We start from the raw sequence: 22,617 nt of genomic DNA, 5'->3' as shown, positions 1-22,617 counted from the left end.
CCCCTCCTCACCACCGGATGCCGTGCCCCGGCCCGCCCGGGCCCGCGGCCACTCCCCGTCCCCGGCGCCCTGTGGCCGGCCCTCACGAGAGAAGCGAACGATGGTCCCTGAACACCCCGACGCCCCCGCCGGCGAGACGACCGCGCTGGCGCTGAAGATCCTGGTCGCCGGCGGATTCGGCGTGGGGAAGACCACGCTGGTGGGCGCGGTCAGCGAGATCCGTCCGCTGCGCACCGAGGAACTGCTCAGCGAGGCCGGGCGGACGGTGGACGACACCGAGGGCGTCGACCGCAAGGTCACCACGACCGTCGCCATGGACTTCGGCCGCATCACCATCCGCTCCGGGCTCTCCCTGTACCTCTTCGGCACTCCCGGCCAGGACCGGTTCTGGTTCCTGTGGGACGAATTGGCGCAGGGTGCCCTGGGCGCCGTGGTCCTCGCCGACACCCGCCGCCTGGAGGACTGCTTCCCCGCGGTGGACTACTTCGAGCACCGGAAGATCCCGTTCGTGGTCGCCGTCAACTGCTTCGCGGGCGCCCGGCAGCACGACGCGGACGACGTGTGCCGCGCGCTCGACCTCGACCGGGGGACCCCGGTGGTGCTGTGCGACGCCCGCGAACGCGACTCGGGCAAGGAGGTGCTGATCCGGCTCGTCGAGTACGCGGGGCGCATGCACACCGCCCGGCTGCTCGACTCGGTGGGGTGACGGCTCGGTCGGTCCGGCGGGTCGACGGCGGGACCCGCCGGACGCTGTCAGTCCGCCACGCCTTTCTCCGCCAGGACCTTGTCGACCGACACCCGGACCAGAAGCTCACCCGGCACGCCGTTGCGCGCCCCGAACTCCTCGGCGCGCTCCTCGCCCATGTACCGCGCGCCGATCCGGGCGGCCCAGTGCCGCAGCTCGCCGGGATCCTCCGACAGCCGCGCGCGGCCCTCCAGCACCACGTAGGCGAAGGGCGGCCGATCGTCGTCGACACAGAGGGCGATCCGCCCGTCCCGGGCCAGGTTGCGGCCCTTCACAGTCCGCGCGCCGGTGTTGAACACCACGTCGTTCCCGTCGAGCACGAACCAGATCGGCGCCAGGTGCGGGCGGCCGTCGGCCCGGACGGTGGCCAGTTTGGCGGTACGGGTCCCGTACGAGACGAACTCCCGCCACTCTTCCTCGGTCATCTTGTGTCCCATGGCTCTCATCTTCCTTGCCCGGGGCGCGGTCGTGGGGAAGGCTGGCGCAGGGACCCTCCCGTCGGAGGGACGCCATACGGGGTACACACGGGGACAACAGGGGGAGACACACGACATGGGGCAGAACCAGGGACTCGACTGGCTGCTGGACGACCTGACCCAACGCGTCGAACACGTGCGGCACGCGCTGATTCTGTCCAACGACGGGCTGGTGACGGGGGCGAGCACCGGGCTGCGCCGCGAGGACGCCGAGCACCTGGCCGCGGTGTCGTCCGGACTCCACAGCCTCGCCAAGGGGTCGGGGCGGCACTTCGGGGCGGGCGGGGTGCGCCAGACGATGATCGAGTTCGACGACGCGGTGCTGTTCGTCACCGCAGCCGGAAGCGGCAGTTGCCTGTGCGTGCTCAGCGGCGCCGAGGCGGACATCGGGCACATCGCCTACGAGATGACGCTGCTCGTCAACCGGGTCGGCGAGAACCTGGACGTCGACACCCGACGGCCGGGGACGGGCGTCTGACCTGCGCCTTCGTCGTCGCGACGGGAGTTGTCCACAGGCTCGCCACGGTGAGTGACGAAACGGCTACCGTCTTTTCGGGCAGGCGGGCGCAACCGGCGCCGGCCGCCCGCACTCACGGGGGAGACGCACATGTCCCGACAGCAGACGACTGCCACGCCGCGACAGGTCACGGCACTCGACGCGGTACGTGGCACGGCCGCCGAGCCCGTTCCGGCGGAGGGCACCTGGGTCCCGACAAGCCGCGCGGCCCGCGAACTCGGCCTGAGACGCACCGAGTTCGACCTCGCCGTCCGGCTCGGCCGCATCCGCACGGCGCCCGGACGGGACGCCGGGGAGCGGAGGGTCGCCGACGCGGAGATCGAACGGCTCCGTGCCGGACCGGGCTTTCCCGAGACCCTCCGCCGCAGCGTGCACGCCGTGGGGACGGCGGAGGGCGCGGACCTCCTCGACGTACCCAAGTCCCGGTTCACCCGTCTGGCGCGGCTCGGCCTGCTGGTGCCCGTGACGTTCTACCTGAACCGCTACCGGGCCGTCGCCTGGCTCTATCTCGCCGACGAGCTGCGGCTGTTCGGCGACGACGAAAAGAACACGCCACTGCGCACCGGGCGTACGCCCGAGGGCCTGCGGGGTCTGCTGGACTCCGGGATCGACCTGCGTCCGCGCAACTGGCGCAGCCGGCACCTGGGTTTCCTGCTCCGCGAGTCCGACGACCCCTGGGCCCGCGCGGGGGCCGTGGCCTCCTTCCTCGACCCGCTGCGGGTGACGGAGGTGGTGCAGGACCCCTACGACCGCTCCTACCTCAACGGGTTCCGCCGACGGCCGCCCGGGGGCGGAAGCCCCGACTCACCGGCCGCGCTGCTGAGAGCGGACCTCATGACGGCCCAGGACGCGGACGAGATCGACTGGCTGCGCGCCGACCTGGCCCGGCTGACGGACGAGGCGCGTGCGCATCGCCCGGCCCCCCGGCCGGCCCCTCACCGGCCCGCGGCCCGACGCCCCGCAGCCGCCCACCGCCCCGTACGCGCCCACCGCACGGCACGGGTCACCGTCCCCGCCACTGCCCCGGTACGGCGCGGAACAGCGGCGGTGCAGGAGGCCCCGGCCCGTCTGGAGGCCCCGACCGGCGCCGGGTGGGGGAGGTGCCGCGGCCTGCTCGGCCGTTGGCGCCGACGAACCGGGGTGACCCGCGGCGCGCGATGAGCCACGGCCCAGGGCGTCCCGTGACTCAGAGCGCCCGGAACAGCCCCTCCTGGACGACGGACACCAGCATCCGGCCCTCCCGGTCGTAGATCCGGCCGCGGGCCAGACCGCGGCCACCCGTGGCGATCGGTGACTCCTGGTCGTACAGGAACCACTCGTCCGCCCGGAACGGCCGGTGGAACCACATCGCGTGGTCCAGCGACGCCATGTCGAACCCGCGCGGACCCCACAGCGGCTCCACCGGAATCCGCACCGCGTCCAGCAGCGTCATGTCGCTGGCGTAGGTCAGCGCGCAGGTGTGCACCAGCGGGTCGTCCCCGAGCGGACCGACCGCGCGCATCCACACCGCGCTGCGCGGCTCCACGCCCTCGACCTCGTCGGGCTTCCAGCGCAGCCGGTCGACGTAGCGGATGTCGAAGGGCTGGCGGCGCGCCATCCGCTCCAACTGCTCCGGCAGCGCGCCCAGGTGCTCACGGATCTCGTCCGCGACCGTCGGCAGCGACTCGGGGTCCGGCACCTCACGGGCCGGCGGCAACTGGTGCTCGAAGCTCCCCTGTTCAGGCTTGTGGAAGGAGGCGGTCAAATTGAAGATGGTGCGGCCCTGCTGCACGGCGGTGACCCGGCGGGTGGTGAACGACCTGCCGTCCCGCACGCGCTCCACCTGGTACACGATCGGCACCCCGGGCCGGCCCGGGCGCAGGAAGTACGCGTGCAGCGAGTGCACCGGACGGTCGCCGTCGGTGGTGCGGCCGGCGGCGACCAGCGCCTGGCCGGCCACCTGCCCGCCGAAGACCCGCTGGAGGGACTCCTGCGGGCTGCGGCCGCGGAAGATGTCGACCTCGATCTGTTCCAGGTCCAGCAGGGCGACGAGGCTCTCGGCGGGATTCGTCATGGGCGCGCTTCTCCTCTGCTCACAACTGGCCGACGGCGGTGACCCGGACGACGGCCCGGCCCTCGGCGTCGGAGGCGGTCAGGTCGACCTCGGCGCTGATGCCCCAGTCGTGGTCGCCGTTGGGATCGTCGAAGATCTGACGCACCCGCCACAGCCCGTTCTCCGGCTGCTCCTCGATGATCAGCAGCTTCGGACCGCGGGCGTCGGGGCCGGTGCCGAGCTCCTCGTACTCGTCCCAGTACGCGTCCATCGCCTCGCCCCACGCGTCGGCGTCCCAGCCCGCCTCTGCGTCCATGGAGCCCAGCTCGTCCACCTGGTCGAGCGCGGCGAGCTCCACGCGGCGGAACATGGCGTTGCGGACCAGCACCCGGAAGGCGCGCGCGTTGGCCGTCACCGGCTTGACCTGGTCGGCCTTCTCCTGCGCCTCCTCGGCGGTCATCACCTCCGGGTTGGCCAGCTGCTCCCACTCGTCCAGCAGGCTGGAGTCGACCTGACGCACCGTCTCGCCGAGCCAGGCGATCAGATCCTCCAGGTCCTCCGACTTCAGGTCGTCCGGGATGGTGTGCTCCAGTGCCTTGTAGGCACTGGCGAGGTAGCGCAGCACGATGCCCTCGGTCCGGGCCAGCTCGTAGTGCGACACCAGTTCCGTGAAGGACAAGGCCCGTTCGTACATGTCCCGGACGACGGACTTCGGCGACAGCGGGTGGTCGCCCACCCAGGGGTGGCTCTTGCGGTACGTGTTGTACGCGTGGAAGAGCAGTTCCTCCAGTGGCTTGGGGTAGGTGATGTCCTGGAGCCGCTCCATGCGCTCCTCGTACTCCACCCCGTCGGCCTTCATCGCGGCGACCGCCTCGCCGCGCGCCTTGTTCTGCTGGGCGGCGAGGATCTGGCGTGGGTCGTCCAGCGTGGACTCCACCACGGACACCATGTCCAGCGCGTACGACGGCGACTCGGGGTCCAGCAGCTCGAACGCGGCGAGCGCGAACGTGGACAGCGGCTGGTTCAGCGCGAAGTCCTGCTGCAGATCGACGGTGAGGCGGACGATGCGGCCCTCCGCGTCCGGCCGGTCCAGCTTCTCGACGATGCCGCCGTCCAGCAGCGAGCGGTAGATGGCGATCGCCCGCCGGATGTGGCGGAGCTGCTGCTTGCGCGGCTCGTGGTTGTCCTCCAGCAGCCGGCGCATCGCCTCGAAGGCGTTGCCGGGCCGGGCGATCACCGACAGCAGCATCGTGTGGGTGACGCGGAAGCGGGAGGTCAGCGGCTCCGGTTCGGACCCGATGAGCTTGTCGAAGGTCTGCTCGCTCCAGGCGACGAACCCCTCGGGAGCCTTCTTGCGCACGACCTTGCGGCGCTTCTTCGGGTCGTCGCCCGCCTTCGCCAGCGCCTTCTCGTTCTCGACGACGTGCTCGGGCGCCTGGGCCACCACGAAGCCCTCGGTGTCGAAGCCGGCCCGTCCGGCGCGTCCCGCGATCTGGTGGAACTCCCGCGCCCGCAGGGTGCGCACGCGGTTGCCGTCGTACTTGGTGAGCGCGGTGAACAGCACCGTGCGGATGGGCACGTTGACGCCCACGCCGAGGGTGTCGGTGCCGCAGATGACCTTCAGCAGACCCGCCTGCGCCAACTTCTCCACCAGGCGCCGGTACTTGGGCAGCATGCCGGCGTGGTGCACCCCGATGCCGTGCCGCACGTACCGGGAGAGGTTCCGGCCGAACTTGGTGGTGAAGCGGAAGTTGCCGATCAGGTCGGCGATCCGGTCCTTCTCCTCCCGCGTGCACATGTTGATGCTCATCAGCGCCTGCGCCCGCTCCACCGCCTGCGCCTGCGTGAAGTGCACGATGTACACCGGTGCCTGCCGGGCCTCCAGCAGATCGGTCAGCGTCTCGGTGAGCGGCGTGTAGCGGTACTCGTAGGACAGCGGCACGGGCCGGGTCGCCGAGCGCACCACGGCGGTGGGACGGCCGGTGCGCCGGGTGAGGTCCTTCTCGAAGAAGGAGACGTCGCCGAGCGTCGCCGACATCAGCACGAACTGCGCCTGCGGCAGCTCAAGCAGCGGGATCTGCCAGGCCCAGCCGCGGTCCCCTTCCGCGTAGAAGTGGAACTCGTCCATCACGACCTGGCCGACGTCGGCGTCCTTGCCGTCGCGCAGCGCGATCGAGGCGAGTACCTCGGCGGTGCAGCAGATCACCGGGGCGTCGGCGTTGACGGACGCGTCACCGGTCAGCATGCCGACGTTCTCGGTGCCGAAGATCTTGCAGAGCTCGAAGAACTTCTCCGACACCAGCGCCTTGATGGGGGCCGTGTAGAAGGTGACCTCGTCCCGCGCCAGCGCGGCGAAGTGGGCGGCCGCGGCGATCATGCTCTTGCCGGATCCGGTAGGCGTCGAGACGATGACGTTCGCCCCCGACACCACCTCGATCAGCGCCTCCTCCTGATGCGGATAGAGGGTGAGACCGCGTTCCTGCGCCCACGACTCGAAGGCTTCGTACAGGGCGTCGGGGTCGGCGGTCGGCGGCAGCTGATCGATGAGGGTCACCACCCCATCTTGCCTGCCCGCGCATCCGATGCGGGAATCGGCTGTCGGCTCGAAGATCACTACCGCTACGCTGTGTCGCCGGCGCAGCGTCGACGCCCCCGGTCAACCGGGCGGCGGCACAAGAGGGATGGGGCGGGCACAGGCGATGATGGGACCAGCACACTCACTGTCGGGCGCCGCCGCCTGGCTCGGGGTCGGCGCGGCGACGGCCGCGGCCGGGCACCCCATGCCCTGGCCGGTCCTGCTGGCCGGTGCGCTGATCTGTGCCGGTGCGGCGCTCGCCCCGGACCTGGACCACAAGGCGGCCACCATCTCGCGGTCCTTCGGACCCGTGTCCCGCTGGCTGTGCGAGATCGTCGACAAGCTCTCCTACGCCGTCTACAAGGCGACGAAGAAGAAGGGCGACCCCCGTCGCTCGGGCGGTCACCGCACGCTGACCCACACCTGGCTGTGGGCGGTCCTCATCGGCGCCGGCACCTCGGCCCTGGCGATCACCGGCGGCCGCTGGGCCGTGCTGGCCATCCTCTTCGTCCACATGGTGCTGGCGATCGAGGGCCTGCTGTGGCGGGCGACGCGCGGCTCCAGCAGCGACGTCCTGGTGTGGCTGCTGGCGGCGGCCAGCGCGTGGATCATCGCCGGCATCCTCGACCAGCCGGGTCAGGGCGCGAGCTGGCTGTTCACCGAGCCGGGGCAGGAGTACCTGTGGCTCGGCCTGCCGATCGTCCTCGGCGCGCTGGTGCACGACATCGGGGACGCGCTGACCGTCTCCGGCTGCCCGATCCTGTGGCCCATACCGGTGGGCCGCAAGCGCTGGTACCCGATCGGCCCGCCGAGGGTGATGCGGTTCCGGGCGGGCAGCTGGGTGGAGCTGAGGGTCCTGATGCCGGTCTTCATGGTGCTCGGCGGAGTGGGCTGCGCGGCGGCGCTCAACGTGATCTGAACGGGCCGGCGCGGGCGCGCTCAGCCGGAGCCTTCACCGCCGTACCGGCGCTCGAAGCGGGCGACGCGGCCCTCGGTGTCCACGGTCCTGGCCTTGCCCGTGTAGAACGGGTGGCTCTCCGAGGAGATCTCCACGTCCACCACCGGGTAGGTCTCGCCGTCGTCCCACTCGATGGTCTGCTCGCTGGTCGCGGTGGACCGGGTCAGGAAGGCGTATCCGGCGGCCCGGTCGCGGAAGACGACCGGACGGTAGTCGGGGTGCTTGTCCTTCTGCATGGGTGCTCCTCGGGCGGCTGGGACCCTCGTTCCTGGCGGGGCGCGGCGGGGTCAGCCGGGCAGGGTGTCCTCGTCGACGACGTGCATGGCGGCCTCCTCGGCGGAGGCGGCGGCCCCGTCGATGCCGACGTCGCTGGCGACCAGCGCCTCCTCCTCGTCCTCGTGCACCCCTTCGTCGGGGGCGACGAGCCGGCCGGAGCGTGCCGCACCGACCTCGTTGTCCAGGAGTTCCCCGTCGGTGCCGGAGGAATCACCGAGGTCGTCGCCGTCCGCCGTCCGCAGGTCCGGCAGCTCCTCGGCCAGCCGCTGGTCCAGCGTCTCGCCGTCGTGCCGCTCGGCCGCGGTCACGCCGTAGTGCTCCACGGCCCAGGGCCGCTCCGGAGGGGACCAGCCCCGGTCGAGGGGATCGTCGACACCGTCGGTCTCCAGCGTGTCCTCGGCGTCCAGCAGTCCGGCGTCGTCCTGGATCTCGGACGCGTCGGGCTGGTAGACGTCGTCTCCCCAACCGTCACCGCTGTTCACGGACACCTCCAGGGGCTGGGGCGGGCCCTCGCCCGCCGCGGCCCGTACCGGGCCGGGTCCACGGGCACCGCGACCGCCCGTGTCCGGTACGCCGGGCGTTGGGCGCTCCCCGAGCCGATGCCTGCTTCCAGCCTTCCACCGGATCTCCCCACCCCGCAACGCCACGCACCACCTCGCGCCGCGCGCACCGCGCTGCGGACGGCACCGGACCGGCACCGCCCGCGTGGCGGCGCCGTCCGAAGGGGTGCGTGCCGAAGGTCGGGCGTGCCGAAGGTCGGGCGTGCGCGCACAGGGGCCGGAACGCCCGGGGGGCCGCCGGTCCCGGGGACGACTCGGAACCGGCGGCCCCCCGACGGAGCCCACCGGGGTGCCGGCCGGGGCCGCCTTCCTCGCACCCGGGCCCGGGCCGAACCGTCAGCCGTGCCAGGAGCGCCACAGGGCCGCGTACGCCCCGTCCGCGGCGACCAGTTCGTCGTGGCTGCCCAGTTCACTGATGCGGCCGTCCTCCACGACGGCGATCACGTCCGCGTCGTGGGCGGTGTGCAGCCGGTGGGCGATGGCGACGACGGTCCGCCCGTCCAGGACCCGGGCCAGGGACCGCTCCAGGTGACGGGCCGCGCGGGGGTCGAGCAGCGAGGTCGCCTCGTCCAGGACCAGCGTGTGCGGGTCGGCCAGCACCAGCCGGGCCAGCGCGATCTGCTGCGCCTGCGCCGGGGTGAGGGCGAACCCGCCCGAGCCGACCTCGGTGTCGAGACCGTCCTCGAGCGCCCCCGCCCACCCGTCGGCGTCGACCGCCCCGAGCGCCGCCCACAGCTCGGCGTCCTCGGCGTCGGTGCGGGCCAGCCGAAGGTTGTCGCGCAGGGAGCCGACGAACACGTGGTGCTCCTGGTTGACCAGGGCCACGTGGGAGCGGACCCGTTCCGCGGTCATCCGGGACAGCTCCGCGTCGCCGAGGGTGACCCGCCCCTCCCGGGGCGCGTAGATCCCCGCGAGCAGCCGGCCCAGCGTGGACTTGCCCGCGCCCGAGGGGCCCACCAGGGCCAGCCGGGTCCCCGGCGGAACCTCCAGGGACACCGTGCGCAGGACGTCCACGCCCTCCCGGTAGCCGAAGTGCACGCCGTCCGCGTGCACCCGGCGCCCGTCGGGGGTCACCTCGGGGTCTCCGGCGTCGGGCTCGATGTCCCGTACGCCGACCAGCCGGGCCAGCGACACCTGGGCGACCTGCAGCTCGTCGTACCAGCGCAGGATCAGCCCGACCGGGTCCACCAGCATCTGCGCGATCAGCGCGGCCGTCGTCAGCTGGCCGACGCCGATCCAGCCCTGCAGCACGAAGACCCCGCCGATCATCAGGACCGAGCCGAGCACCGTGACATGGGTGATGTTGACGACGGGGAACAGCACCGAGCGCAGCCAGAGCGTGTAGCGCTCCCACGCCGTCCACTCCTCGACCCGCCGGTCGGTCAGCGCGACGCGCCGCGGGCCGAGGCGGTGCGCCTCCACCGTCCGCCCGGCGTCCACGGTCTCGGCGAGCGCGGCGGCCACCGCCGCGTATCCCGCCGCCTCCGAGCGGTAGGCGGCGGGGGCCCTGCGGAAGTACCAGCGGCACCCGGCCACCAGCAGCGGCACCGCGACCAGCACCGCGGGTGCCAGCTCGGGCGCCGTGACGACCAGGCCGCCCAGCAGCAGGGCCGCCCACACCACACCGATCGCCAGCTGCGGGACGGCCTCGCGCATCGCGTTGCCGAGCCGGTCGATGTCGGTCGTGATCCGTGACAGCAGGTCACCGGTCCCCGCCCGCTCCAGCACGCCCGGCGGCAGCCCGACCGACCGCACCAGGAAGTCCTCCCGCAGGTCCGCCAGCATCCGTTCGCCGAGCATCGCCCCCCGCAGCCGCACCTGCCGCACGAAAGCCGCCTGGACGACCAGCGCGACCACGAACAGCGAGGCGGTCAGCCCCAGGTGCAACTCCCGCGCGCCGTCCGAGACCCGCTCCACGAGTCCGCCCAGGAGATACGGGCCGACCATGGAGGCGATCACGGCCACCGTGTTCACGACGATCAGCAGCGTGAAGGCGCGCCGGTGCCGGCGCAGCAGCTCGCTCACGTACGCGCGCACGGTCGCGGGCGCCCCCACCGGCAGCGTGCTGGCCGCGGTCGGAGCCGCCGGGTCGTACGCCGGTGGCGCCACGCCGATCATGCCGTCTCCTCGATCTCTGCGAGTTCTTCCAGTTCCCCCAGGCCGTGCAGGACCTTGTCCGCGCGCGGCCCGCCGTCCTCGGCGGCGTGTCCGGCGGGCGCGGTCGCGTCCTCGGGCTCGCGGGTCACCACGGCCCGGTAGCGAGGCTCGGTGCGCACCAGTTCCCGGTGGTCGCCGACCGCCGCGACGGTGTCGCCGTGCAGGAACACCACCCGGTCTGCGCGGTCGAGGAGCAGCGGGGAGGAGGTGAACACCACGGTGGTCCGGCCCGCCCGCAGATCGCGTACGCCCCGGGCGACGCGGGCCTCGGTGTGCGAGTCGACGGCCGAGGTCGGTTCGTCCAGGACGAGCACCTCCGGGTCCGTGACCAGTGACCGGGCGAGCGCCAGCCGCTGCCGCTGCCCGCCGGACAGCGACCGGCCGCGTTCGGTGATGCGCGCGTCCATCGGGTCCTCGGCGCCCAGTGACCCCTGGACCAGTGCGGCCAGCACGTCCCCGCACTGCGCGGCGTCCAGCGCCGCCTCCGGGGCGACCGCACCGGACGCGGGCACGTCGAACAGGTCCCGGAGCGTGCCGGAGAGCAGCACGGGGTCCTTGTCCTGCACCAGGACGGCCGTGCGGGCGCTGTCCAGCGGCAGTTCGTCCAGGGGCACCCCGCCGAGCAGCACCGCGCCGCCCTCCTGCGTGGCGTGCCCGCCGAGCCGTTCGGCCAGTCGTCCCGCCGCGTCCGGGTCCCCGCAGACCACGGCGGTGAGCCGGCCGGCGGGGGCGAGCAGTCCGGTCCCGGGGTCGTACAGGTCGCCGGCCGGCACCCCGGCGGGACGCGTCCCGGCGGTGTCCGTGGCCCGCTCCAGCGACAGCACCCGCGCGGCACGCCTGGCCGAGGGACGCGAGAAGGAGTAGGCCATCGCGATCTCCTCGAAATGGCGCAAAGGGTAGGTAAGGAGCATCACCGAGCTGTAGACGGTGACCAGTTCACCCACGGCGATGCGGCCGTCGCGGGCCAGATGGACGCCGTACCAGACCACGGTGATGAGCAGCAGGCCCGGAAGCAGCACCTGGACGGCCGCGATCAGCGACCACATCCGCGCGCTGCGCACGGCGGCGTGGCGGACCTCCTGCGAGGCGCGCCGGTAGCGGTCGAGGAAGAGGTCCTCGCCGCCGATGCCGCGCAGCACCCGCAGCCCGGCGACGGTGTCCGAGGCGAGCTCGGTGGCCCGTCCGGCCTTCTCGCGCTGGACGTCCGCCCGCCGGGTGGCCCGGGGCAGCAGCGGCAGCACCGCGAGCGCCAGCACGGGCAGGCCCACGGCGACGACGACACCCAGGGCGGGCTGGTAGACGAGGAGGCCGACGGTGACGAGGGCGATGGTGACCGCGGCGGCCGTGAACCGCGACAGGGCCTCCACGAACCAGCCGATCTTCTCCACGTCCCCCGTGGACACGGCCACGACCTCGCCCGCGGCCACCCGCCGGGTCAGTACGGAGCCCAGCACGGCGGCCTTGCGGCCCAGCAGTTGCTGCACCCGGGCGGCGGCGGTGATCCAGTTGGTGACGGCGGCGCGGTGCAGGAAGGTGTCGCCGACCGCGTTGCCCGCGCAGGCCAGCGCCATCAGGCCGCCGGCCAGCGCGAGCCGGCCGCCGGAGCGGTCGACCGCGGCCTGGACGGCGACACCGACGCAGAACGGCAGTGAGGCCACGGAGGCGAAGTGCAGCAGGCCCCAGGCCAGCGCCTTCAGCTGGCCGGTCAGCTGGTTGCGGAAGAGCCACCACAGGAATCGGGGGCCCGAGCGCGCGTCGGGCACGCCCGGATCGGCATACGGAAGGTCTTGGATCTGCATGGCGTCCCAGGGGCTCGATCAGGGGCTGCGGTCCGTCCGCGGACGGCGGCAGCAAACCGTGACAGGTTGGCTCCGTCGCCCACCGCCGGGCAACCGGTTTTTCCCGGCCACCACCCGAAGCCGACGTCAGCCTCAAGCCCGACCCCGAACCCCGGACCCCGAACCCCGAACCCCGGGAACCCCGGATCCCCGGACCCCTGGGCCGCAGGCCCCGAATCCGGCCCCCGAACCCCGGGCCTCGGCCCTCGAACCCTGGTCCTTCGGGCCCCGGACCCCAATCCGGGCCCCGGGCCTCGGACAGGCCTCGGGCCCCGAACCCCCGTGCCTCACACCGAACCCGAATCCGGCTCCCGAGCTCGAACCCGGACTCCAGCCTCGGGCCCCCCGAGCCCGGACCCCGGCCCCTGGACCCGGACTCCAGGCCTCGGGCCCCAGGCCCTGGACCCGAACCGGGACCCCGGCCCCCGAACCTCGGCCTCCAGGACCTCGGCCCCCGGATCGGACCCGGGCGCGGCCGTCGGCCCGTGCCCCTCGGGCGTCAGCCCGTCCGCCCGGCCGGCCCCTCCGCGCACGGCGGCGTGGCCGGCCCGTCCACCAGGGTGTTCATCAGCTCGCCGAGCAGCTCCCGCTCCCGCTCGCCCAGCGGGGCGAGGATCTCCTCCGCGGCCGCCCGGCGTGCCGCACGCAGTTCCCGCAGCGTCGCGCGCCCGTCGTCGGTGAGCTCGATGCGGATCACCCGCCGGTTGGCCGGATCGGGGACCCGCCGCACCTTGCCGTGCGCCTCCAACCCGTCCACCAGGGTGGTCACGGCGCGGGGCACCACCTCGAGCCGCTCCGCGAGGTCGGCCATGCGCGGCGGCGACCCGTAGTGCGCGAGGGTGCGCAGCAGCCGGGACTGGGCAGGAGTGATGCCGAGCTCGCGCCGCTCCAGATGCCGTTTCTGGATGCGGTGCACCCGGCGGGTGAGCCGGAGCAACTGCTCGGCCAGCAGGCCGTCGGGGTCGGGGGCGGTCATGCCCGGAACAATATCAGGACGTCGTTCATTGTGAATATAGGTAACAATGAGCGGGGTCCGCTTCCAGGATCCGGCCCGCACAGTGGGTGCGGGCCGCTTCCAGGACCCCGTCCGCCCACAGCGTCCGCCCACCGGCGGGGCCGTCCCCGGCCCCCGGCTCCGGCCCGAAGGAGACCATGCACCCCGACCACGTACCCGCCTGGACCCCACCCGCCGGAGCCGAGAAAGAACCCCGGCAGGTGCGGCGCATCCTCAGACTGTTCCGCCCTTACCGGGGCCGCCTCGCGATCGTGGGGCTGCTCGTCGGAGCGGCCTCGCTCGTCTCCGTCGCCACACCCTTCCTGCTGAAGGCGATCCTCGACGTCGCCCTGCCCCAAGGCCGTACCGGCCTGCTCAGCCTGCTCGCGCTCGGCATGATCCTCAGCGCGGTGCTCACCAGCGTGTTCGGGGTGCTGCAGACCCTGATCTCGACGACGGTGGGCCAGCGCGTCATGCACGACCTGCGCACCGCCGTCTACGGCCGGCTCCAGCGCATGTCGCTCGCCTTCTTCACCCGCACCCGCACCGGCGAGGTCCAGTCCCGCATCGCCAACGACATCGGCGGCATGCAGGCCACCGTGACCTCGACGGCGACTTCCCTGGTCTCCAACCTCACCAGCGTGGTCGCCACCGTGGTGGCGATGCTCGCGCTCGACTGGCGGCTGACGGTGGTGTCGCTGGTCCTGCTGCCGGTCTTCGTGTGGATCAGCCGCCGCGTCGGCAACGAACGCAGGAAGATCACCACCCGGCGCCAGAAGCAGATGGCCGCGATGGCGGCCACGGTCACCGAGTCGCTCTCGGTCAGCGGCATCCTGCTCGGCCGCACCATGGGCCGCTCCGACTCCCTCACCGCCGCCTTCGCGGAGGAGTCCGAGCGCCTGGTCGACCTGGAGGTGCGGTCGAACATGGCCGGCCGCTGGCGGATGGCGGTCATCACGATCGTCATGGCCGCCATGCCCGCGGTCATCTACTGGACGGCGGGCCTCGCCCTGCACTCGGGAGGCCCCGCGGTGTCGATCGGCACCATCGTCGCCTTCGTCTCGCTCCAGCAGGGCCTGTTCCGCCCGGCGGTGAGCCTGCTGTCCACGGGCGTGCAGATCCAGACCTCGCTCGCCCTCTTCCAGCGCATCTTCGAGTACCTGGACCTGCCCGTCGACATCACCGAGCGGGCGGACCCGGTGCGCCTCGACCGGGTCAAGGGCGAGGTCCGCTTCGAGAAGGTCTCGTTCGGCTACGACGGCAAGGGCGGCCCGGTGCTCGACGGCATCGACCTCACCGTCCCGCCGGGCGGCAGCCTCGCCGTCGTCGGCCCGACCGGCGCCGGCAAGTCCACCCTCGGCCACCTGGTCCCCAGGCTGTACGACGTCACGGGCGGCCGGGTCACCCTCGACGGCGTCGACGTCCGCGACCTGGACTTCGACACCTTGGCCCGAGCGGTGGGCGTCGTCTCCCAGGAGACGTACCTCTTCCACGCGACGGTCGCGGACAACCTGCGCTTCGCCAAGCCGGACGCCACCGAGGAGGAGTTGCACGCGGCGGCGAGGGCCGCCCAGATCCACGACCACATCGCCGCCCTTCCCGACGGGTACGACACCGTCGTCGGCGAGCGCGGTCACCGCTTCTCCGGCGGGGAGAAGCAGCGCCTGGCGATCGCCCGGACCATCCTGCGCGACCCTCCGGTGCTGGTGCTCGACGAGGCCACCAGCGCGCTGGACACCCGTACCGAGGCGGCGGTGCAGGCGGCCATCGACGCGCTGTCGGCCGACCGCACCACGATCACCATCGCCCACCGGCTGTCCACCGTCCGCGGCGCCGACCAGATCGTCGTCCTCGACTCCGGCCGCGTGGTCGAACGGGGCACCCACGAGGAGCTGCTGGAGCGCGACGGGCGTTACGCGGCCCTCGTGCGGAGGGACGCCCGACTGGAGCCGACAAGATGAAGATATGCCAGGTTTGCGGTGGTGTGCGGGTTACCGTGCCCGCATGCAGACGAACACTCCGTCACGGAAATCGATCCGACTGACGCGACGCGGCCGTTTCGCCCTGGCGACACTCGGGGCCGTCGTGGCCGGCACTGCCGTGGCGGTGCCGCTGCTGATCATGAACGGCGACGAGGAGCCCCGCCCGACCACCCTGGTGGTCCCCGCGGGATGGCGGGCGAGCCAGGTGTACGCCGCCATCGACAAGACCCTCGAACTGCCCGCCGGCACCACCAAGAAGTCCCTCGCCAAGGCGGACCTGAAGCTGCCGAACGAGGCCGACGGCAATCCTGAGGGGTACCTCTTCCCGGCCACGTATCCGCTCGCGGACAACACCACGCCGCAGAAGCTGCTGGCCCGCATGGTCGAGACCGCCAACAAGGAGTTCAACGGCGCCCCCGTCGCGGCCGGCGCACAGCGCAACGCGATGAACGTCTACCAGGCGGTCACGGTCGCCAGCATCGTCCAGGCGGAGGCCGCCACCAGGGCCGACATGGGCAAGGTGGCCCGGGTGATCTTCAACCGGCTGGAGCGCGGGATGCCGCTGCAGATGGACTCCACCGTCGGCTACGCCCTGAACCGCGCCGCCGGGCGCACCACCCGCGCCGACACCGAGGTCGACAGCCCTTACAACTCCTACCGGCGCATGGGGCTGCCGCCGACCCCGATCGCCAACCCGGGAGAGGACGCCGTGCGCGCCGCCATCACCCCCGCCCCGGGCGACTGGCTGTACTTCGTCACGGTGCGGCCGGGGGACACCCGCTTCACCGCGGACTTCGCCCAGCACCGGCGCGACGTGGCCGAGGCCGAGGCCGAGCGGAGGAAGTCCGCCGAGAAGTCCGCCCGGCCCTCCCCGGCGTAGCCGCCGCTCACGCCGCGGCCGGCTCCTCGGCCAGCAGCCGCCTGATCTCCCGCACCGCCGCACGTCCCGCGCGGTTGGCGCCGATGGTGCTGGCCGAGGGGCCGTACCCGACGAGATGGATCCGCGGGTCGGCAACCGCCCGGGTGCCCTCCACGCGGATCCCGCCGCCCGGCTCCCGCAGCCTCAGCGGGGCGAGATGGTCGACGGCGGGCCGGAACCCGGTCGCCCACAGGATCACGTCCGCCGCCACCCTGCGCCCGTCCGCCCACACCACGCCGTCAGGCTCGATGCGGTCGAACATCGGCTGCCTGTCGAGCACGCCGTCCGCCAGACCCCGCCGGATCGCGTCGTTCAGCGGCAGCCCCGTCACGGAGACGACGCTGCGCGGCGGCAGCCCCTGCCGTACCCGTTCCTCGACGAGCGCCACGGCCTCGCGGCCGGCGTTCTCGTCGAAGGGCTCCTCGCGCCAGACGGGCGGCCGCCGGGTCACCCAGGTGGTGGCCGCCGCGTACGGGGCGATCTCCAGCAGGTGCTGGGTGCCGGAGGCGCCGCCGCCCACCACGACCACCCGCAGCCCGGCGAACGCCTCGGGCCCCGGGTACCGCGCGGTGTGCAACTGCCGTCCGCGGAAGGTCTCCTGGCCCGGGTAGCGGGGCCAGAACGGCCGGTCCCAGGTGCCGGTCGCGTTGATCAGCGCCCGGGTCGCCCAGATGCCGTGCGAGGTCTCCACCAGCAGCCGGCCGCCGGACCCCTCGCGCACCGCGTGCACGTCCACGGGCCGGCGCACCCGCAGGTCGAACGTGCGCTCGTAGCGGTCGAAGTACGCGCTGATCACCTCGGAGGACGGCCGCAGCGGATCGGCGTCGGTGAGCTCCATGCCGGGCAGCGCGTGCATCCCGTGCACCTTGCCGTACGTCAGCGAGGGCCAGCGGAACTGCCAGGCCCCGCCGGGACCGGGGGAGTGGTCCAGCACCACGAAGTCGCGGTCCGGCTCGAAGCCGGACCGCCGCAGGTGATAGGCGCTCGACAGCCCGGCCTGACCGGCCCCCGTGACGACGACCCCGACCTCGCGCATGTTGTTCACGTTTCTACCAACGCGGGGGGTGTCGTGGATCTTCCCGGGCATGCTCCGCCGGGAGGTGCCTGCGGTGCGCCAGGATGGACTCCATGTCCGATGCCTTCACCACCCGAGTCCTGACCCTCACCACCGGCTCCGACGAGCGGGTCGTCGACATCACCCGCGACTGCGAGGCCTTCCTGCGGGAAGCCGCGGCCGGCCGGGACGGCCTGCTCAACGTGTTCGTCCCGCACGCCACGGCCGGCATCGCCGTCATCGAGACCGGCGCCGGCAGCGACGACGACCTGCTGTCGGCCCTGCACACCCTGCTCCCCGCCGACGACCGCTGGCAGCACCGGCACGGCAGCCCCGGACACGGCCGCGACCACGTCCTGCCCGCCTTCGTCCCGCCGCACGCGACGCTCCCGGTGCTCGACGGCCGCCTGGAGCTGGGCACCTGGCAGTCGGTGTGCCTGGTCGACACCAACCGCGACAACCCCGACCGCAAGGTCCGGCTCAGCTTCCTCGGCTGACCGGGCCTCAGCCCAGGAACCGCACCACGGTGACCGGGCAGTCCGAATGGTGCAGCAGCGCCTGGCTGACCGAGCCGAGCAGCATCCCGGCGACCCCGCCGTGACCGCGCGCTCCGGCCACCACCAGCTGCGCCTCGCGCGTCACCGCCAGCAGGGCGGGCCGCACCCGGGCCCGTTCGAGGCGCGGCTGGACGAGGACCTCCGGATGCGCGTCCATCCAGGGCCTCACCGCCTCCTCCAGCAGCTGCCGGTGCCGGCGTTCGAGCTGGGAGAGGTCCACCACCACGCTCAGCGGATCGGCCGGGCTCTCGTACGGCGTGGGCTCGGTCCAGGTGTTCCACACGTGCATCGCCATCAGCGGCGCCCCGCGCCTCTCCGCCTCCGTGAACGCGAAGGACGCTGCGGCGTTCCCGGCCGGTGAGCCGTCCACGGCCAGCAGGACAGGCCCCTGGGGTTCGGGCCGCCCGCGCACCACCATCACCGGGCCGTGCGCGTGTGTCGCCATCTGCAGGGACGTCGACCCCAGCAGCAGATCGCGGAACGCGCTCCGGCCGCGACGGCCCAGCACGGTCAGCACCGCGTGCCGCGCCTCGGCCCGCAGCACGGTCAGCGCCTCACCGGACACCACCGTGCGCACGACTTCCAGCTCCGGCACGCGCTCGTGGACCCGCTGCTCGGCCTCGGCCAGCACGCCGTGGATCATCGGGTCCAGGTCGGCGGAGCGCGTGAACGCGTGCACGATCCGCAGGCGCGCACCGCGCAGTCGCGCCTCCTCGGCCGCCACGTCGACGGCGTCGAGGCTGGAGGGCGAACCGTCCACCCCGACGATCACCGTGTCGTCCACCACACACTCCCGTCCGCGGAAGGTGCCACCGAGTACCCCCGCCGGACGCCCGGTACGCGTCCGGTTTCCGGTCGATTGTCCGGAGCGCCCCGCTGACCTGGGACAACACGAAGTCCTAGGCGATCCTCGCCGTGGCTCCCAGGGCTGTCCATCCGTGACAACACCCATGTTCCGGCCCATTGGCGGGATGGCACCATTACGTCAGTGAGGGTCGCAACCCGGTGCCGTGCGACGGTCCGTCGAGCCCCACGTCTCGGACGACATGAGAAGAACGGGAAGGGGACGGGCTGTGCCTGCTCCACGGATGAGCGCGACACCGCTGCCGGGCATCGGTGTGAAATACGACCTCACCACGCGTGAGCACGAGCACCTGTCCGTCATCGCGCACCGCGACGGTGCCCGGACGGTCAACGTGTACCGTTCCGACGACCCGGACGCCTGCGCCCGCTCGATGCGGCTGAGCACCGCCGAGTCGGCCGCGCTGATCGACGCGCTGATGCCGGCCCACCACAGCCCGAACCTGCTGCACACCACGGACCTGGGGCTGGTCGCCGAGCGTATCGAGCTGTCCTCCGTCTCCTACTGGAACGGGCGGCTGCTCGGCGAGACCCGGATGCGTACCGACACGGGAGTGTCGATCGTGGCCGTGCTGCGCAGGGCGGAGGCCACCCCCTCCCCGCCGCCGGACTTCCGGCTGGCCGGCGGGGACACCCTGATCGTGATCGGCACGCGCGAGGGCGTCGACGCCGCCGCCGAGATCCTCGGGCGGGAGTGAGCGCGTGCACTCTTCCGCGATCTTCCTCATCGAGTTCGGCGCGATCATCCTGGGCCTCGGCCTGCTCGGCCGCCTCGCCGGACGCCTCCAGTTCTCGCCCATCCCCCTCTACCTGCTGGCCGGCCTCGCGTTCGGCGAGGGCGGTCTGCTGCCGCTCGGCGCCAGCGAGGAGTTCGTGGCGATCGGCGCCGAGATCGGCGTCATCCTGCTGCTCCTCATGCTCGGTCTGGAGTACACGGCCACCGACCTCGTCTCCAACCTGAAGACGCAGTACCCCGCCGGTCTCGTCGACATGACGCTCAACGCCCTTCCCGGCGCCGCCCTCGCCCTGCTCATGGGCTGGGGGCCGGTCGCCGCCGTGGTGCTGGCGGGCGTCACCTGGATCTCCTCGTCCGGCGTCATCGCCAAGGTCCTCGGCGACCTGGGCCGGCTCGGCAACAGAGAGACCCCGGTCATCCTCAGCATCCTGGTGCTCGAGGACCTGGCGATGGCCGTCTACCTGCCGATCATCACCGCGCTGCTGGCCGGTGTCAGCCTCGCCGCGGGCAGCGTCACCCTCGCCATCGCGCTGGGCGTCGCCGGTCTCGTGCTCTTCGTCGCCGTCCGCTACGGCCGCGTGATCTCCCGCTTCGTCTCCAGCGACGACCCGGAGAAGCTGCTGCTCGTCGTGCTCGGTCTGACCCTGCTGGTCGCCGGTCTCGCCCAGCAGCTCCAGGTGTCGGCCGCCGTGGGCGCGTTCCTCGTCGGCATCGCCCTGTCCGGTGAGGTCGCCGAGGGCGCGCACAACCTGCTGGCGCCGCTGCGCGACCTGTTCGCCGCGGTGTTCTTCGTCTTCTTCGGCCTGCACACCGACCCGCAGTCCATCCCGCCGGTCATCCTCCCGGCGCTCGGCCTGGCCGTGGTCACCGCGCTCACGAAGGTCGCCACCGGCTACTGGGCGGCCCGCCGGGCCGGCATCTCGAAGAAGGGCCGCTGGCGCGCGGGCGGCACCCTGGTGGCGCGCGGCGAGTTCTCCATCGTCATCGCCGGCCTCGCGGTGACCGCCGGCATCGAACCCCAGCTCGGCCCGCTGGCCACGGCGTACGTCCTGGTCCTGGTCGTGCTCGGCCCGCTCACCGCCCGTTACACCGAGCCGATCGCGCTGCGTCTGGCCCGGCGCGGCACGACCTCGCCCGACGCGATGGTGGCCCAGCGCTCCACGCCCGCGGCGGAGACGCTGGAGCCGGTGGAGGACAGCGGCCGCGACCGCTGAACCCGCACGGCATCCGCACCGTCGGCCCGGGCAGTCCCGCGAGGGGACTGCCCGGGCCGACGCGCGTCGCGGGGGCTCAGTCGGCCAGGCGCACCGGCATCAGCAGGGAGAAGGCGTGCTCGTCGTCGGGCCGGCGGATCGCGAGGGGCGCCGTGGAGGCGCCGAACTCCAGGACCAGCCGGTCGCGGGCTCCCGCGGCCAGCGCGTCCAGCAGGAACGCCCGGTTCACGGCGACGGGGTCCTTGGCGTCCGTCCCCTCCGCGACCGGGCCGACCCGGCCGTCGTCCGACACCTCCAGCACCGTCAGCTCACGGCTCACCGCGTCCGCCTCGTCCTCGTGCAGGCGGACGGGACCCGTGCGCACCGCCTCGCTGAGGGCCGGCACGTCCACCTCGGCACGCCGTCCGGCAGGCAGCCGCACCAGGCGCCGGTAGTCGGGGAAGTCCTGGTCCAGACACCGGCCGCCGGTCTGCCGGTCGCCCGCCTCCAGAGTCACGCGGTCGCCGTCCAGCGCGAGGCGGGTCTCGTCCGCGCCGTCCAGCAGCGCCCGCATCGCGTCGACGAGGGGGAGCGGCACGGTCGCCTGCACACGCCCTCCTCGATGCCCCTCGGCGGCGGTGCGGGCCACGGCCATCCGGTACCGGTCCGTCGCCACCACGCTCAGGGCGTCACCCTCCACGTCCAGGTGGACGCCGGCGAGCACCGGCAGCTCCGGGTCGGTGCCGGCCGCGAAGCGGACGGTGTCCAGCGCGGCGGCCAGATCCCGGCCGGAGACGGACAGCCGGACGGCGGTGCCGGCGTGGGGTGAGGTCATGGGGTTCTCCCTGTCGTCGAGTAGGGCTCGGAGCGCGGAGAACTCGGCGCGGGCGGACGACAGCCCGTCCTCCAGCCGGCGCAGATGCGCCTCCAGGAGCTGTCGTACGAGATCGGTGTCGGCGGCCGTCCAGCCGGCCAGGACCAGCCGGATGTCCGCCAGCGGCATGCCGGCCCGGCGCAACCGGGCCAGCACCCGTGCCTCGTCGAGCTGCTCCGGCGCGTACCAGCGGTAACCGGTGACCGGGTCGACCCGGTCGGGCACCAGGACACCGGCACGGTCGTAGAACCGCAGGGCGCTGACGCCCAGCCCGCTGTCGCGGGCCATCTCACCAATGCTGCGCATCTCGCTCTCCACACCCCGGACCCTGCTGCCTCGACAAGGTCGAGGGTCAAACCCCGCCCGCGGACCGCCGCGTGGCGCCCGCCAAGGCATGTACGGCCGCACGGGTGACGGTGTCACCCGCACGGGCGGAGGTGGAGCCCACGGCGTACCACCGGCGCACGGCGGCGCGTTGCTCCTGCATGGACAGCACTGAGACGGCACGGCGCCTTCTCGGGCACGACGCCGTGAGCCGGACCCGGCCCTACGCGCGACTGACCGGCGGTCACGTGGCGAACACACCGATCTACGCGGAACTCGTCGCGGAGTGGCGGGCGAAGGGCCACACGGTCCCGGGGCACCCGGACGGCCCGTGGGCCTCCTTCGCCGCCGCGGCCCCGGGCGACCGGGCTCCGGTGCCCGCTGTGCCGTTCCGCGTCCCCGTCCCACTGCTGTCCCCGGAGGTCCCCGGGGAAGAGGGGCCGCGACCGGACCTCACCAACGGTCCGCCACCGCCGGATCCGCACTGACCGGGGCGAGCACCGCGAGCGTGCCGGTCGCCCGGCGCAGCGCCCGCTCCAGCGGCTCCGCCGCGTGCAGGGTGCCGTTGCCGTCCGGTGGGACCAGCCACTCGAGGCGCCCGGCGGGACGGTAGGGAGGCGGCACGGCCACCCACGAGCCCCGGCTCACGTGCCGCACGCCGAACCCGACCCACTCGCTTCCGGGGTCGGTCGGCAGGAAGAACCCCACGCGGCGTGCCGTGACGTCCACCAGCGTGGGGCCGGGCAGTTCGAGCGGATCCTGCCACAGCAGGTCCAGGGCCAGCAGCCCGAGACGGTCGGGCACGCTCAGCACGTCCCAGTAGCGGCCCGCGGCCAGCAGCGCCGTCCCCTGGCCGCGGTCCCACTGGCGCTTGCATTCCTGCGGGTCCGTGGCCGCCGCGGCCAGCCACTCGACGGCCTGCTTCCACCTGACGCTGTGCATGTCCCACCCCGGGCACGGTCGGCCGCGCCGCTCCGGGCGCGTGCGGT

The 22,617-nt window shown here is 73.2% G+C and carries 21 protein-coding genes; 9 read left to right on the top strand and 12 right to left on the bottom strand.

The genetic code is table 11. From position 1 onward, the window contains the following. The first annotated feature begins 100 nt into the window (after nt 1-100). Entirely contained in the window at nt 101-706 is a 606-nt protein-coding gene (locus F3L20_RS22860; protein ID WP_150155960.1) for a GTP-binding protein, read from the top strand. A 47-nt stretch (nt 707-753) separates the two neighbouring features. On the opposite strand, the gene F3L20_RS22855 is transcribed toward F3L20_RS22860, so the two are convergent. Next, nucleotides 754-1,182, bottom strand: a complete 429-nt coding sequence (locus F3L20_RS22855) for a PPOX class F420-dependent oxidoreductase (protein ID WP_145826015.1) — start codon at nt 1,180-1,182, stop codon at nt 754-756. A gap of 115 nt (nt 1,183-1,297) precedes the next feature. Between F3L20_RS22855 and F3L20_RS22850 the strand changes: the two genes are divergently transcribed. Together F3L20_RS22850 and F3L20_RS22845 are read left to right on the top strand one after the other, a co-directional pair. Further along, nucleotides 1,298-1,699: a roadblock/LC7 domain-containing protein gene (locus F3L20_RS22850; RefSeq protein WP_145826014.1), complete on the top strand. Its 402-nt coding sequence runs from the start codon at nt 1,298-1,300 to the stop codon at nt 1,697-1,699. 129 nt (nt 1,700-1,828) lie between these two features. Further along, entirely contained in the window at nt 1,829-2,899 is a 1,071-nt protein-coding gene (locus F3L20_RS22845) for a DUF6397 family protein (RefSeq protein ID WP_150155959.1), read from the top strand. 25 nt (nt 2,900-2,924) lie between these two features. Here the strand turns inward: F3L20_RS22845 and F3L20_RS22840 are convergent, their stop codons facing one another. Both F3L20_RS22840 and F3L20_RS22835 read right to left on the bottom strand, forming a co-directional pair. Next, complete coding sequence (locus F3L20_RS22840) at nt 2,925-3,791, bottom strand: acyl-CoA thioesterase (RefSeq protein ID WP_150155958.1); 867 nt, start codon at nt 3,789-3,791, stop codon at nt 2,925-2,927. Between the two features lie 19 nt (nt 3,792-3,810). Further along, nucleotides 3,811-6,324, bottom strand: coding sequence for a DEAD/DEAH box helicase (locus F3L20_RS22835; RefSeq protein WP_167534584.1), 2,514 nt, complete (start codon nt 6,322-6,324; stop codon nt 3,811-3,813). A gap of 145 nt (nt 6,325-6,469) precedes the next feature. Here F3L20_RS22835 and F3L20_RS22830 point away from each other — a divergent pair, with 145 nt between their 5' ends. After that, entirely contained in the window at nt 6,470-7,264 is a 795-nt protein-coding gene (locus tag F3L20_RS22830; protein WP_150155957.1) for a metal-dependent hydrolase, read from the top strand. Between the two features lie 20 nt (nt 7,265-7,284). Here F3L20_RS22830 and F3L20_RS22825 read toward each other — a convergent pair whose 3' ends face one another. The 5 genes from F3L20_RS22825 to F3L20_RS22805 all read right to left on the bottom strand — a co-directional run bounded on the left by F3L20_RS22825 (nt 7,285) and on the right by F3L20_RS22805 (nt 13,110). Further along, nucleotides 7,285-7,539 carry a type B 50S ribosomal protein L31 gene (locus tag F3L20_RS22825; RefSeq protein ID WP_145826010.1) on the bottom strand — a complete coding sequence of 85 codons (255 nt, stop codon included), beginning with the start codon at nt 7,537-7,539 and terminating at the stop codon, nt 7,285-7,287. A 51-nt stretch (nt 7,540-7,590) separates the two neighbouring features. Next, on the bottom strand, nt 7,591-8,061 hold the full coding sequence (locus F3L20_RS22820; protein WP_150155956.1) for a DUF5709 domain-containing protein: 471 nt from the start codon (nt 8,059-8,061) through the stop codon (nt 7,591-7,593). Between the two features lie 414 nt (nt 8,062-8,475). Then, nucleotides 8,476-10,257, bottom strand: coding sequence for an ABC transporter ATP-binding protein (locus F3L20_RS22815; protein ID WP_150155955.1), 1,782 nt, complete (start codon nt 10,255-10,257; stop codon nt 8,476-8,478). Further along, nucleotides 10,254-12,095, bottom strand: coding sequence for an ABC transporter ATP-binding protein (locus tag F3L20_RS22810; protein WP_150155954.1), 1,842 nt, complete (start codon nt 12,093-12,095; stop codon nt 10,254-10,256). The genes F3L20_RS22815 and F3L20_RS22810 overlap by 4 nt, the downstream gene beginning before the upstream one ends. A gap of 538 nt (nt 12,096-12,633) precedes the next feature. Then, a complete protein-coding gene (locus tag F3L20_RS22805; RefSeq protein WP_145826006.1) occupies nt 12,634-13,110 on the bottom strand; it encodes a MarR family winged helix-turn-helix transcriptional regulator in 477 nt (158 codons plus the stop codon). A gap of 176 nt (nt 13,111-13,286) precedes the next feature. Between F3L20_RS22805 and F3L20_RS22800 the strand changes: the two genes are divergently transcribed. Both F3L20_RS22800 and mltG read left to right on the top strand, forming a co-directional pair. Next, entirely contained in the window at nt 13,287-15,089 is a 1,803-nt protein-coding gene (locus F3L20_RS22800; RefSeq protein ID WP_150155953.1) for an ABC transporter ATP-binding protein, read from the top strand. Between the two features lie 43 nt (nt 15,090-15,132). Next, the gene (gene mltG / locus F3L20_RS22795; protein ID WP_150155952.1) at nt 15,133-15,990 is read left to right on the top strand and encodes an endolytic transglycosylase MltG; all 858 of its coding nucleotides are present in this window, start codon (nt 15,133-15,135) and stop codon (nt 15,988-15,990) included. A 7-nt stretch (nt 15,991-15,997) separates the two neighbouring features. On the opposite strand, the gene F3L20_RS22790 is transcribed toward mltG, so the two are convergent. Beyond that, entirely contained in the window at nt 15,998-17,065 is a 1,068-nt protein-coding gene (locus F3L20_RS22790) for an NAD(P)-binding domain-containing protein (protein ID WP_150155951.1), read from the bottom strand. A gap of 92 nt (nt 17,066-17,157) precedes the next feature. Here F3L20_RS22790 and F3L20_RS22785 point away from each other — a divergent pair, with 92 nt between their 5' ends. Next, nucleotides 17,158-17,580, top strand: coding sequence for a secondary thiamine-phosphate synthase enzyme YjbQ (locus F3L20_RS22785; RefSeq protein ID WP_150155950.1), 423 nt, complete (start codon nt 17,158-17,160; stop codon nt 17,578-17,580). Nucleotides 17,581-17,587: 7 nt separating this feature from the next. Here the strand turns inward: F3L20_RS22785 and F3L20_RS22780 are convergent, their stop codons facing one another. Next, a complete protein-coding gene (locus F3L20_RS22780; RefSeq protein ID WP_206338815.1) occupies nt 17,588-18,424 on the bottom strand; it encodes a universal stress protein in 837 nt (278 codons plus the stop codon). Nucleotides 18,425-18,728: 304 nt separating this feature from the next. Here F3L20_RS22780 and F3L20_RS22775 point away from each other — a divergent pair, with 304 nt between their 5' ends. Then, complete coding sequence (locus F3L20_RS22775; RefSeq protein WP_167534583.1) at nt 18,729-19,199, top strand: cation:proton antiporter regulatory subunit; 471 nt, start codon at nt 18,729-18,731, stop codon at nt 19,197-19,199. Between the two features lie 4 nt (nt 19,200-19,203). Beyond that, nucleotides 19,204-20,451, top strand: a complete 1,248-nt coding sequence (locus F3L20_RS22770) for a cation:proton antiporter (RefSeq protein ID WP_150155948.1) — start codon at nt 19,204-19,206, stop codon at nt 20,449-20,451. Between the two features lie 76 nt (nt 20,452-20,527). Here F3L20_RS22770 and F3L20_RS22765 read toward each other — a convergent pair whose 3' ends face one another. Together F3L20_RS22765 and F3L20_RS22755 are read right to left on the bottom strand one after the other, a co-directional pair. Continuing rightward, a complete protein-coding gene (locus F3L20_RS22765; protein ID WP_150155947.1) occupies nt 20,528-21,610 on the bottom strand; it encodes a MerR family transcriptional regulator in 1,083 nt (360 codons plus the stop codon). Between the two features lie 471 nt (nt 21,611-22,081). Beyond that, entirely contained in the window at nt 22,082-22,570 is a 489-nt protein-coding gene (locus tag F3L20_RS22755; RefSeq protein WP_150155945.1) for a hypothetical protein, read from the bottom strand. Nucleotides 22,571-22,617 lie beyond the last annotated feature (47 nt).

Source organism: Streptomyces tendae (assembly GCF_008632955.1).
In the GTDB taxonomy this organism is placed as follows: Bacteria; Actinomycetota; Actinomycetes; order Streptomycetales; family Streptomycetaceae; genus Streptomyces.
The sequence above is the reverse complement of the archived record's forward strand: the minus strand, read 5'-3'. Positions and strand labels throughout refer to the sequence as shown.

Excerpts from the sequence above, each read along its gene's own strand:
- F3L20_RS22860 (WP_150155960.1), top strand. The coding sequence starts at position 101 with ATGGTCCCTGAACACCCCGACGCCCCCGCCGGCGAGACGACCGCGCTG.
- F3L20_RS22855 (WP_145826015.1), bottom strand. The coding sequence starts at position 1,182 with ATGGGACACAAGATGACCGAGGAAGAGTGGCGGGAGTTCGTCTCGTAC.
- F3L20_RS22850 (WP_145826014.1), top strand. The coding sequence starts at position 1,298 with ATGGGGCAGAACCAGGGACTCGACTGGCTGCTGGACGACCTGACCCAA.
- F3L20_RS22845 (WP_150155959.1), top strand. The coding sequence starts at position 1,829 with ATGTCCCGACAGCAGACGACTGCCACGCCGCGACAGGTCACGGCACTC.
- F3L20_RS22840 (WP_150155958.1), bottom strand. The coding sequence starts at position 3,791 with ATGACGAATCCCGCCGAGAGCCTCGTCGCCCTGCTGGACCTGGAACAG.
- F3L20_RS22830 (WP_150155957.1), top strand. The coding sequence starts at position 6,470 with ATGATGGGACCAGCACACTCACTGTCGGGCGCCGCCGCCTGGCTCGGG.
- F3L20_RS22825 (WP_145826010.1), bottom strand. The coding sequence starts at position 7,539 with ATGCAGAAGGACAAGCACCCCGACTACCGTCCGGTCGTCTTCCGCGAC.
- F3L20_RS22815 (WP_150155955.1), bottom strand. The coding sequence starts at position 10,257 with ATGATCGGCGTGGCGCCACCGGCGTACGACCCGGCGGCTCCGACCGCG.
- F3L20_RS22810 (WP_150155954.1), bottom strand. The coding sequence starts at position 12,095 with ATGCAGATCCAAGACCTTCCGTATGCCGATCCGGGCGTGCCCGACGCG.
- F3L20_RS22805 (WP_145826006.1), bottom strand. The coding sequence starts at position 13,110 with ATGACCGCCCCCGACCCCGACGGCCTGCTGGCCGAGCAGTTGCTCCGG.
- F3L20_RS22800 (WP_150155953.1), top strand. The coding sequence starts at position 13,287 with ATGCACCCCGACCACGTACCCGCCTGGACCCCACCCGCCGGAGCCGAG.
- mltG (WP_150155952.1), top strand. The coding sequence starts at position 15,133 with ATGCAGACGAACACTCCGTCACGGAAATCGATCCGACTGACGCGACGC.
- F3L20_RS22790 (WP_150155951.1), bottom strand. The coding sequence starts at position 17,065 with ATGCGCGAGGTCGGGGTCGTCGTCACGGGGGCCGGTCAGGCCGGGCTG.
- F3L20_RS22785 (WP_150155950.1), top strand. The coding sequence starts at position 17,158 with ATGTCCGATGCCTTCACCACCCGAGTCCTGACCCTCACCACCGGCTCC.
- F3L20_RS22775 (WP_167534583.1), top strand. The coding sequence starts at position 18,729 with ATGAGCGCGACACCGCTGCCGGGCATCGGTGTGAAATACGACCTCACC.
- F3L20_RS22765 (WP_150155947.1), bottom strand. The coding sequence starts at position 21,610 with ATGCGCAGCATTGGTGAGATGGCCCGCGACAGCGGGCTGGGCGTCAGC.
- F3L20_RS22755 (WP_150155945.1), bottom strand. The coding sequence starts at position 22,570 with ATGCACAGCGTCAGGTGGAAGCAGGCCGTCGAGTGGCTGGCCGCGGCG.